The 9,878-nt window shown below is 64.3% G+C and carries 11 protein-coding genes and 1 pseudogene; 7 read left to right on the plus strand and 5 right to left on the minus strand.

What is annotated here, in order from left to right:
* Positions 1–3: 3 nt before the first annotated feature.
* The 5 genes from G4D77_RS18635 to G4D77_RS18655 all read left to right on the plus strand — a co-directional run bounded on the left by G4D77_RS18635 (position 4) and on the right by G4D77_RS18655 (position 5,057).
* Positions 4–543: a F0F1 ATP synthase subunit delta gene (locus G4D77_RS18635; protein WP_154833250.1), complete on the plus strand. Its 540-nt coding sequence runs from the start codon at positions 4–6 to the stop codon at positions 541–543.
* Positions 544–591: 48 nt separating this feature from the next.
* Positions 592–2,145: a F0F1 ATP synthase subunit alpha gene (gene atpA, locus G4D77_RS18640; RefSeq protein ID WP_016448495.1), complete on the plus strand. Its 1,554-nt coding sequence runs from the start codon at positions 592–594 to the stop codon at positions 2,143–2,145.
* A gap of 18 nt (positions 2,146–2,163) precedes the next feature.
* Complete coding sequence (gene atpG / locus G4D77_RS18645; RefSeq protein WP_012202356.1) at positions 2,164–3,036, plus strand: F0F1 ATP synthase subunit gamma; 873 nt, start codon at positions 2,164–2,166, stop codon at positions 3,034–3,036.
* Positions 3,037–3,070: 34 nt separating this feature from the next.
* A complete protein-coding gene (atpD, locus tag G4D77_RS18650; RefSeq protein ID WP_012202357.1) occupies positions 3,071–4,480 on the plus strand; it encodes a F0F1 ATP synthase subunit beta in 1,410 nt (469 codons plus the stop codon).
* A gap of 160 nt (positions 4,481–4,640) precedes the next feature.
* Positions 4,641–5,057, plus strand: a complete 417-nt coding sequence (locus G4D77_RS18655) for a F0F1 ATP synthase subunit epsilon (RefSeq protein WP_012202358.1) — start codon at positions 4,641–4,643, stop codon at positions 5,055–5,057.
* 65 nt (positions 5,058–5,122) lie between these two features.
* Here G4D77_RS18655 and G4D77_RS18660 read toward each other — a convergent pair whose 3' ends face one another.
* From G4D77_RS18660 to G4D77_RS18675, 4 genes are all read right to left on the minus strand, one after another.
* Positions 5,123–5,383, minus strand: coding sequence for a hypothetical protein (locus tag G4D77_RS18660; protein WP_016448494.1), 261 nt, complete (start codon positions 5,381–5,383; stop codon positions 5,123–5,125).
* Between the two features lie 100 nt (positions 5,384–5,483).
* Positions 5,484–6,026, minus strand: coding sequence for a TPM domain-containing protein (locus tag G4D77_RS18665; RefSeq protein WP_016448493.1), 543 nt, complete (start codon positions 6,024–6,026; stop codon positions 5,484–5,486).
* 1 nt (position 6,027) lies between these two features.
* Positions 6,028–6,912: a TPM domain-containing protein gene (locus tag G4D77_RS18670; RefSeq protein WP_154836309.1), complete on the minus strand. Its 885-nt coding sequence runs from the start codon at positions 6,910–6,912 to the stop codon at positions 6,028–6,030.
* 33 nt (positions 6,913–6,945) lie between these two features.
* The gene (locus tag G4D77_RS18675) at positions 6,946–7,533 is read right to left on the minus strand and encodes a LemA family protein (RefSeq protein ID WP_016448491.1); all 588 of its coding nucleotides are present in this window, start codon (positions 7,531–7,533) and stop codon (positions 6,946–6,948) included.
* A gap of 145 nt (positions 7,534–7,678) precedes the next feature.
* On the opposite strand from G4D77_RS18675, the gene G4D77_RS18680 reads away from it, so the two are divergent.
* Positions 7,679–8,665, plus strand: a complete 987-nt coding sequence (locus tag G4D77_RS18680) for a YheT family hydrolase (protein ID WP_046987758.1) — start codon at positions 7,679–7,681, stop codon at positions 8,663–8,665.
* 5 nt (positions 8,666–8,670) lie between these two features.
* On the plus strand, positions 8,671–9,222 hold the full coding sequence (locus G4D77_RS18685) for a DUF2946 family protein (protein WP_016453557.1): 552 nt from the start codon (positions 8,671–8,673) through the stop codon (positions 9,220–9,222).
* A 51-nt stretch (positions 9,223–9,273) separates the two neighbouring features.
* Here the strand turns inward: G4D77_RS18685 and G4D77_RS18690 are convergent.
* Positions 9,274–9,810: pseudogene (locus G4D77_RS18690) on the minus strand (c-type cytochrome); the annotation flags it as partial.
* Between the last annotated feature and the right edge of the window lie 68 nt (positions 9,811–9,878).

Raw genomic sequence — 9,878 nt, forward strand, 5'->3', positions numbered from 1 at the left:
AACATGGCAGAACTCGCCACCATTGCCCGTCCTTACGCAGATGCCCTGTTCAAGGTCAGCACCCAGCAGGGTGCTGACCTGTCCGGCACTGTTGCCTGGGCGGAGGAATTGGCGGCGATTGCCGCCAATCCGCAATTGCGCCAGCTGGCCGACGACCCCAAGGTGACCGACGAACAACTGTTCGACGTCATCAGCGGCGTGGCCGGCTCGGCATTGCCCGATGCCGCACGCAACTTTCTGCGCGTCATCATTGAAAACGGCCGACTGCAAGCCCTGCCAGAAGTGGCGGCCCAGTTTCGCAGCCTCGTGAACCGCGCCGGTGGCTCGTCCGACGCCGTGGTTCAAAGCGCATTCCCCATAGATGCTGCCGCACTGGCCGCACTCGGGACTTCGCTGGAGAAGCGTTTCGGCCGAAAGCTGAACCTGTCGGTGCAGCAAGATCAGTCCCTGATCGGTGGCATCCGCGTCGTGGTGGGTGATGAAGTTCTTGACACCTCCGTCAAGGCCCGCCTGGAACAAATGAAAGCGGCCCTCATTGCGTAACAACGCGACTGAGGTCTCGGCTAACCAAAGCTAAAGAAGGAAAGAGTCATGCAACTCAATCCCGCAGAAATTTCTGAACTGATCAAGAGCCGCATCGAGGGTCTGGCTGGCAGCAGCGACATCCGTAACGAAGGCACCGTGGTTTCGGTGACCGACGGTATCGTGCGCGTGCACGGCCTGTCGGACGTGATGCAAGGCGAAATGCTGGAATTCCCCGCAGGCAAGGACGGCCAGCCCTCCTTCGGCCTGGCGCTGAACCTCGAGCGCGACTCCGTCGGCGCCGTGATTCTGGGCGAGTACGAGCACATCTCCGAAGGCGACACCGTCAAGTGCACGGGCCGCATTCTGGAAGTGCCCGTCGGCCCCGAACTCATCGGCCGCGTGGTCAACGCCCTGGGTCAGCCCATCGACGGCAAGGGCCCGATCAACGCCAAGATGACGGACGTGATCGAGAAGGTTGCTCCCGGCGTGATCGCACGCCAGTCCGTGGACCAGCCCCTGCAGACCGGCATCAAGTCCATCGACTCGATGGTGCCCGTCGGCCGTGGCCAGCGCGAACTGATCATCGGCGACCGCCAGACCGGCAAGACCGCCGTGGCCATCGACGCCATCATCAACCAGAAGGGTCAGGGCGTTACCTGCATCTACGTTGCGATCGGCCAGAAGGCTTCCTCGATCAAGAACGTGGTGCGTGCCCTGGAGCAGGCCGGCGCGATGGAATACACCATCGTCGTGGCTGCCACCGCTTCCGAATCCGCTGCCATGCAGTACGTGTCGGCCTACTCGGGCTGCACGATGGGCGAGTACTTCCGCGACCGCGGCGAAGACGCGCTGATCGTCTATGACGACCTGTCCAAGCAGGCCGTGGCCTACCGCCAGGTTTCGCTGCTGCTGCGCCGTCCCCCGGGCCGCGAAGCCTTCCCCGGCGACGTGTTCTATCTCCACAGCCGCCTGCTCGAGCGCGCAGCCCGCGTGAATGCCGACTATGTCGAAGCCTTCACCAAGGGTGAAGTCAAGGGCAAGACGGGTTCGCTGACGGCTCTGCCCATCATCGAAACCCAGGCGGGTGACGTGTCGGCCTTCGTGCCCACCAACGTGATCTCGATCACGGACGGCCAGATCTTCCTGGAAACCAGCCTGTTCAACGCCGGTATCCGCCCCGCCATCAACGCCGGTATCTCGGTGTCGCGCGTCGGTGGTGCTGCACAGACCAAGCTGGTCAAGGGCCAGTCCGGCGGTATCCGTACCGACCTGGCGCAATACCGTGAGCTGGCTGCCTTCGCGCAGTTCGCCTCCGACCTGGACGAAGCCACCCGCAAGCAGCTCGACCGCGGTGCCCGCGTGACCGAACTGCTCAAGCAGGCCCAGTACAGCCCCCTGTCCACCGCCCTGATGGGCGCTTCGCTGTTCGCAGTGAACAAGGGCTACATGGACGATATCCAGGTCAAGCAAGTGCTGGCTTTCGAGTCTGGTCTGCACCAGTTCCTGAAGACCAGCCACGGCGCCCTGATCGACAAGCTGAACGCTTCCAAGGCCATGGACAAGGATTCCGAAGCCGAATTGAACGCCGCCATCGTTGCGTTCAAGAAGTCGTTCGCTTAAACCGGACGAGGAGCCATCATGGCAGCAGGTAAGGAAATTCGCGGCAAGATCAAATCGGTGGAAAACACCAAGAAGATCACCAAAGCCATGGAAATGGTGGCCGCATCCAAGATGCGCAAGGCGCAGGAACGGATGCTGGCTGCACGCCCGTACAGCGAAAAGATCCGCAACATTGCAGTCCATCTTGGCCAAGCCAACCCCGAGTACGTGCACCCGTTCATGCAAGTGAACGGTGATGCCAAGACTGCCGGCGTCATCGTTGTGACGACGGACAAGGGGTTGTGCGGCGGCATGAACACCAACGTGTTGCGTGCTGTCACGGCCAAGCTGCGGGAGCTGCAGGATCAAGGCGTGTCGGCAGAAGCGGTGGCCATTGGCAACAAGGGTCTGGGCTTTCTGAACCGTGTCGGCGCCAAGGTGGTTTCGCACGCGACGGGTCTGGGCGATACGCCCCATCTGGAAAAGCTGATCGGCCCTGTGAAGGTGCTGCTCGATGCGTACGCAGCGGGCAAGCTGAGCGCGGTGTACCTGAGCTACACCAAGTTCATCAACACCATGAAGCAGGAATCGGTGGTGGAGCAGTTGCTGCCCCTGTCGTCCGAGAGCATGCAGGCCGAGAAGACGTCTGGCCATAGCTGGGACTACATCTACGAACCCGATGCGCAGTCCGTGATCGACGAGCTGCTCGTGCGTTACGCAGAGTCCCTGGTCTACCAAGCGGTTGCAGAAAACATGGCGTCCGAGCAATCGGCGCGCATGGTGGCCATGAAGGCCGCGACCGACAACGCCGGCAACGTCATCAGCGAGTTGAAGCTCGTCTACAACAAGACGCGTCAGGCAGCCATCACGACCGAACTGTCGGAAATCGTGGCTGGCGCCGCTGCGGTGTAAACGGCTTTAACAGACAAACTAATTGGAGCAAAAAATGGCTCAAGTGCAAGGCAAGATTGTTCAATGTATTGGCGCTGTGGTGGACGTCGAGTTCCCCCGCAACGCAATGCCCAAGGTGTTCGATGCCCTGAAGCTCGACGGCTCGGCCCTGACGCTGGAAGTGCAGCAACTGCTGGGTGACGGCGTTGTGCGTACCATCGCCCTGGGCTCGTCCGACGGTCTGCGTCGTGGCCTGATGGTGTCCAACACCGGCAACCCCATCACCGTGCCCGTGGGCAAGGCGACGCTGGGTCGCATCATGGACGTGCTGGGCAACCCCATCGACGAACGCGGTCCCGTGGATCAGGCCCTGACGGCCCCCATCCACCGCAAGGCACCGGCTTATGACGAGCTGTCGCCTTCGCAGGAACTGCTGGAAACCGGCATCAAGGTGATCGACCTGATCTCTCCCTTCGCCAAGGGCGGCAAGGTGGGTCTGTTCGGTGGCGCCGGCGTGGGCAAGACCGTGAACATGATGGAACTCATCAACAACATCGCCAAGGGCCACGGTGGTCTGTCGGTGTTTGCCGGTGTGGGTGAACGTACCCGTGAAGGCAATGACTTCTATCACGAAATGTCGGACGCCGGCGTGGTCAACCAGGAGTCGCTGAACGACTCCAAGGTCGCCATGGTCTACGGCCAGATGAACGAACCCCCGGGCAACCGTCTGCGCGTGGCGCTGACCGGCCTGACCATGGCCGAAGCCTTCCGTGACGAAGGCAAGGACGTGCTGTTCTTCGTGGACAACATCTACCGCTACACGCTGGCCGGTACCGAAGTGTCCGCTCTGCTGGGCCGCATGCCTTCCGCCGTGGGCTACCAGCCCACGCTGGCCGAGGAAATGGGCCGCCTGCAAGAGCGCATCACCTCGACCAAGGTCGGTTCGATCACTTCCATCCAGGCCGTTTACGTGCCTGCCGATGACTTGACCGACCCCTCGCCTGCCACGACGTTCGCCCACTTGGACTCCACCGTGGTGCTGTCGCGTGACATCGCTTCGCTGGGTATCTACCCCGCTGTCGACCCGCTGGACTCCACCAGCCGCCAGCTGGACCCCCAGGTCGTGGGTGAAGAGCACTACAAGGTGGCCCGCGAAGTGCAGGGCACGCTGCAGCGCTACAAGGAACTGCGCGACATCATCGCCATTCTGGGCATGGACGAGCTGGCTCCCGAAGACAAGCTGACCGTGGCCCGCGCCCGCAAGATCCAGCGTTTCCTGTCGCAGCCTTTCCACGTGGCCGAAGTGTTCACTGGCGCTCCCGGCAAGTACGTGTCGCTGGCTGAAACCATCCGTGGTTTCAAGATGATCTGCGCCGGCGAGTGCGATCACCTGCCCGAGCAGGCCTTCTACATGGTTGGCACCATCGACGAAGCCTTCGAGAAGGCCAAGAAGCTGGCGGCTTGAGCCTGCGGCACCCCCTGAGCGACTGCGTCGCCTCCCCCTCTCTACCCGCTTTGCGGGGGAGGGGGACGACACCCTCGCCGAGGGGCGGCCCTTGCTCGGTGTCCCCGATCTGGGCCCTGCCGGTTCCAAGTTCCAGTCCTACCTTTTCTGAGGAGCAAAGATGAACACCATCCACGTTGATGTGGTCAGTGCCGAAGAGTCCATCTTCTCCGGTGAAGCGCGCTTTGTCGCCCTGCCCGGTGAATCCGGCGAACTGGGCATTTTTCCCCGCCACACTCCGCTGATCACGCGCATCAAGCCCGGCTCGGTGCGTATCGAGATGGCTGACGGCAGCGAAGAGTTCGTCTTCGTGGCCGGCGGCATCCTGGAAGTGCAGCCCAACTGCGTGACCGTGCTGTCCGACACCGCCATCCGCGGTGCCGACCTGGACGCCGAGAAGGCCGAGAAGGCCAAGCTCGAAGCCGAGGAAGCGCTGAAGAACGCCAAGAGCGAAGTCGATCTGGCGCGTGCCCAGTCCGAGCTGGCCGTCATGGCCGCCCAGATCGCGGCCCTGCGCAAGTTCCGCCAAAAGCGCTGAGCCCTGCCGGGACCAGCCGCAAGAAAGCCGCCCTCGGGCGGCTTTTTTCATGGTGCGCAGGCGTCTCAGTCGCCGCAGCGGGCCTGGTAGACGTAGGTCACGGCGTTGTCCTTGGGGTCGACCGTGCGCGACTTGTGCGTCACGGCCTTGGCTGGCACGGGGCACAGCGCGCGGATCTGCTGCTCGCATCGCTTGGGGTCGTCCTCGCGCAGCTTGCAGCTGAGCACATAGTCGTACTCTTGCGAGTCATCGAGGACGGGGCTTGCGCAGGCGCTCAGGGCCAGCACGGCGGCCAGCAGGCCCAGGCGGGCCAGGGTGTTCTTCATGGTGTGGATGCTCCTTGATGAAATGGCGTGACGCTATCACAGCCTCCGTGCCCGCGATAGCTCGATGAAGGGGGGCGCTCGGTCTGAGGGTCGTTTTGCCTCAGTGCCGCTGTATCACGACGGTATCGGGAAGATTGTCGCCACCTTCGTGCACAGGCTGCAACGGGTCGCGCGGGAAGTTGGTTTCCAGCAGCAGGCTCACGCGCTCGAGCGCCGCCGTCATGCCCATGGCATAGTGGCCGCCCTGGAAAGCGGCCTGCATGTCACTGATCAGCGTCTGCCACTGCTGCGCAGGCAGGGTGCGCGCCAGGGCGCGGTCGGCGACGATCTCGATGGCGTGGTCGGCCAGCAGCAGATAGATCAGGGCGCCGTTGTTGTGCTCGGTATCCCAGACGCGCAGCTTGCCGAACAGCGTGATGGCGCGCTCGCGCGGCGTGGCATCGCGCCAGATGTAGCTGGGCGGCAGGCCGGGCTCGACGCAGATACGGATCTGTCCTGTATGGCGCTGCTCGCTCATGGTGATCAGGCGCTCCAGCTCCGCCAGGGTCTCGGGTGGGAGTGCACGCCGCAGCTGCCCTTCGGCCCAATGGTGGCGCAGCAGCCGGACCAGACGCTGAACAAAGCCTGTGATTGCAGCCGCCATCTCACCAACTCCCCGAGGCGCCGCCGCCCCCAAAACTGCCGCCTCCCCCGGAGCTGAAGCCTCCGCCGCCACTGCTTCGTCCGCCGCCTCCGCCAAAACCACCGCCGTAGCCACCCCCTCCGCCCCATCCACCGCCACCCCTGCCGGAGCGGCCGCTGCCCAGCAAGGTGAACAGCAGAGCGACGATGCCTGCTCCGCCAGCCACCAGCAGACTGGCGGTCACCACATAGGCGGCAATGCCGGCGCCTGTGCCTGCCAGCACCGAGGCCAGGGGCCGGCCCAGCATCGAGCGCAGGATGGGGCCCGCGATGACCACACCGAAAAAGAAGAACAGCATCAGGTCTTCCATGTCGAAGCCACGGTCCGGGCTTTTGGAAGAAGGGGCATTGGGGGAGGGGGCCGGCAGCTGCTCGCCCGCAATGCGTGCCGCCACCTGGTCCAGCGCAGCGGCGATGCCGCCCGCATAGTCGCCCTGGCGAAAGCGCGGGGTCATCTGCTGGTCGATGATGCGAGCGGCCGCCAGGTCGGGGATGGCGCCTTCCAGCGCGCGGGCCACTTCCAGCCGCATGCGCCTGTCGTTCTTGGCAATCACCATCAACAGCCCGTCGCCCACGTCGCGGCGGCCTATCTTCCAGTCGCTGGCCACGCGCCAGGCATAGGCGGCGATGTCCTCCGGCGCCGTGGTGGCCACCATCAGCACAACGACCTGCGAGCCCGACTTCTGTTCAATGCTGCGCAGCCTGTCTTCAATGGCCCGTGCATCGTCGGGCGACAGCGTGCCCGTCTGGTCGATGAGCCGGGCCGTCAGCGGGGGGACGGGTTGCGGAGCCTGCGCCAGCGCGCTGCCTGGCAGCAACAACGCTGCCAGGAGCAGGGCGCAAAGCATGCGCCAGAGCGGCGCCAGGGATGTGGTCACGGTTTACTTGTTGCCGAAGTCCACCGTGGGCGGGCGAGAGATTTCGGCCTCGTTCTGCACGCTGAAGGTGGGCTTGGGCTCATAGCTGAAGACCTTGGCCGTCAGATTGGTCGGAAAGCTGCGCGCCAGCACGTTGTAGGACTGCACGGCCTGGATGTACTGGTTGCGCGCCACGGTGATGCGGTTCTCCGTGCCCTCCAGCGTCACGCGCAGGTCGCGGAAGCCTTGATTGGCCTGCAACTGGGGGTAGCGCTCGGCCACCACCATCAGCCGGGACAGCGCACTGGACAGCTCACCCTGCGCCTGCTGGAACTTGTTGAAAGCCTCGGGGTTGTTGACCAGCTCGGGCGTGGCCTGGATGGAGGTGGCCTTGGCGCGCGCCTCCACCACCTTGGTCAGGGTCTCCTGCTCGAAATTGGCCTCGCCCTTGACCGAGGCCACGATGTTGGGTACCAGGTCGGCACGGCGCTGGTACTGGTTGAGCACCTCGCTCCAGGCCGACTTGGTCTGTTCGTCAAGGCGCTGGAAATCGTTGTAGCCGCAGCCGGTCAGTACCAGAACGGTGGCAAGTGTGGCGATTAGACGTTTCATGAGATGACAACCTGAAAGCGACAATGGAAGACAGTATCGTGCACGATGCTGCGCATCGCTGGCGATTGTGCTGCGCACCCGGCCCGCCGCCCTGTAGGGCAAAGGCCATTCGCAGCGACTGGGACAAGGACTGCAAACGGGCTCTATGCATCAATTCAACGCGGCGCGCTGGCTGCCCGGTGGCCACGCACAGACCATCTGGCCGGCGCTGTTCGCGCACCGTCGGCCGGCCGGCCATGCGGCACCCCGGTGGCGGTGGGAGCGCTGGGATACCCCGGATGGCGACTTCATCGATGTCGCCTTCGGCAGTGCTCCCACCCTGCCTGCCGATGCGCCATGGCTGGTGCTTTTCCATGGCCTTGAAGGCTCGGCGAACAGCCACTATGCCCAGGCCATGGCCTGTGTGGCCGAACAGCGCGGCTGGCACATGGCCGTGCCGCACTTTCGCGGCTGCAGCGGCGAGGTCAACCGGGCGCCGCGCGCCTATCACTCGGGCGATGTGCAGGAGGTGGACTGGATACTGCGCCGCCTGCGCGAGCGGTCTTCTCGCCCGCTGCATGCGGTTGGTGTCTCCCTGGGCGGCAATGCGCTGGCACGCTGGGCGGGCGTGCAGGCGGACAAGGCTGCCGAGGTGGTGCAGGCCCTGGCGGCGGTGAGTGCGCCGCTGGACCTGGCCGCCGGGGGAACGGCGCTGGGGAAAGGGCTGAACCGCTGGATCTACACGCGCATGTTCCTGCGCACCCTGGTGCCCAAGGCGCTGCTCAAGTGGGCGCAGTTTCCCGGTCTCTTCGATCGTGATGCCGTGCTGCGTGCACGTGATCTGAGAGAGTTTGACGATGCGTTCACGGCGCCGGTCCACGGCTTTCGTGATGCGCAGGACTATTGGCATCGGGCGGCGGCCAAACCGCTGCTGGGCAGCATTGCCGTGCCTGCACTGCTGCTCAATGCGCTGGACGATCCCTTTGTCCCTTCGTACAGCCTGCCGGCGCCAGGCGAAGTCGGCCCGCGGGTTACGCTGTGGCATCCGCCGCACGGCGGTCATGTGGGTTTTGCACAGGGGCGTTGGCCGGGACATGTACTGGCCATGCCGCAGGCCGTCACGCAGTGGCTGGCGCACAGCGAAAAAGGATGAATGCAATGGACGATATCGTGAAGCAGGCCATGGCCAAATGGCCCCATGTGCCTGCCTGCAGCGGCTGGCTGGGGCTGGACGAGCGCGGGCGCTGGTATCTGCGCGATGAACAGGCCCAGGCCAGCGGTGCTTTCGACAGCGCAATCCCGGGAGCCAAGGGCGCGGAGGTGCGCAACGAAAAGCTGGCGGACTTCATCGCCCGCAACTACCTGGCCGAGCCCGATGGTCGATGGTTCTTCCAGAACGGTCCCCAGCGCGTGTATGTGGAGCTGGAGAATGCTCCCTGGATATGGCGGTTGCGCTGGGATGGCGAGGGCCTGCAGATGCACAGCCATACAGGAGCCGAACTGGATGCCGGGGCCATCACCGAAGCGCTGATGGACGAGACGGGGCGCCTGTACCTGGCGACGCCTTCCGGCCTGGGCCTGGTCCATACGCAGGACATGATCGATGCCGCGGCTGCGCTGGAGGCGGGCGCGTTGCCGGCCTGTGAAGAGGTGCGGGCCGAGGCGTTGCCGCAGCGCTACGGTTTCGTGCGCAGTCCTGCGCGGGCATGAAAAAACCGGCCGAAGCCGGTTGGTTCCAGAAGTCCCGCGTGTTGCTCAATTGGCGGGGGCTGCTGTGCCTTCTGCCGCGGCGCCTTCTGCGGCAGGGGCCTTGGGTTCTTCGAACTTGCCGCCCGCTGCGTTGGCCATGTAGACCACGCCGCGTGCAATTTCGGTGTCGTTGAAGTCGCCGCCACCCTGAGGGGCCATGGCGCCCTTGCCCTTGAGTGCCGAGTGCACCAGGCCTTCCAGTCCCTGTGCAAGGCGAGGGCCCCAGGCCGCAGCATCCTCGAACTTGGGTGCTCCTGCAGCGCCCGTGGCGTGGCAAGCGGCGCACTGGCCCTTGTAGACCTCTTCGCCCGCGCGCAGGGGGCGGTTGGCATCACGGATCTCCACAAGGCCGATCTTCTGCAGGCGCTGAGCCTTGGCCATTTCGGTCTGGGAAGCGCCGGCACCGGACTTGTCGGCCGAACTCACGTACTGCACGAGGCCGATGATCACGAACACCGGAACCACGAACGAGAAAAACACCGCTATCAGCAGTTGCCTGGGATTCTTGATCGGGCCCGTATGGGCTTCTTCGGTGTGGGTTGCGCTCATGAAGTCCTCTTGTGTTGTGGGGGCGTGAGTCAACAACAAATTATATCGACGGCCCTCTTGCAGACACT

Source organism: Delftia sp. WY8 (assembly GCF_018437695.1).
In the GTDB taxonomy this organism is placed as follows: domain Bacteria; phylum Pseudomonadota; class Gammaproteobacteria; order Burkholderiales; family Burkholderiaceae_C; genus Comamonas; species Comamonas tsuruhatensis.

What these genes read in the sequence shown, in the direction of transcription:
- atpD (WP_012202357.1), top strand. Translation starts at nt 3,071, where the DNA reads ATGGCTCAAGTGCAAGGCAAGATTGTTCAATGTATTGGCGCTGTGGTG.
- G4D77_RS18670 (WP_154836309.1), bottom strand. Translation starts at nt 6,912, where the DNA reads ATGCTTTGCGCCCTGCTCCTGGCAGCGTTGTTGCTGCCAGGCAGCGCG.
- G4D77_RS18655 (WP_012202358.1), top strand. Translation starts at nt 4,641, where the DNA reads ATGAACACCATCCACGTTGATGTGGTCAGTGCCGAAGAGTCCATCTTC.
- G4D77_RS18685 (WP_016453557.1), top strand. Translation starts at nt 8,671, where the DNA reads ATGGACGATATCGTGAAGCAGGCCATGGCCAAATGGCCCCATGTGCCT.
- G4D77_RS18660 (WP_016448494.1), bottom strand. Translation starts at nt 5,383, where the DNA reads ATGAAGAACACCCTGGCCCGCCTGGGCCTGCTGGCCGCCGTGCTGGCC.
- G4D77_RS18665 (WP_016448493.1), bottom strand. Translation starts at nt 6,026, where the DNA reads ATGGCGGCTGCAATCACAGGCTTTGTTCAGCGTCTGGTCCGGCTGCTG.
- atpG (WP_012202356.1), top strand. Translation starts at nt 2,164, where the DNA reads ATGGCAGCAGGTAAGGAAATTCGCGGCAAGATCAAATCGGTGGAAAAC.
- G4D77_RS18680 (WP_046987758.1), top strand. Translation starts at nt 7,679, where the DNA reads ATGCATCAATTCAACGCGGCGCGCTGGCTGCCCGGTGGCCACGCACAG.
- atpA (WP_016448495.1), top strand. Translation starts at nt 592, where the DNA reads ATGCAACTCAATCCCGCAGAAATTTCTGAACTGATCAAGAGCCGCATC.
- G4D77_RS18675 (WP_016448491.1), bottom strand. Translation starts at nt 7,533, where the DNA reads ATGAAACGTCTAATCGCCACACTTGCCACCGTTCTGGTACTGACCGGC.
- G4D77_RS18635 (WP_154833250.1), top strand. Translation starts at nt 4, where the DNA reads ATGGCAGAACTCGCCACCATTGCCCGTCCTTACGCAGATGCCCTGTTC.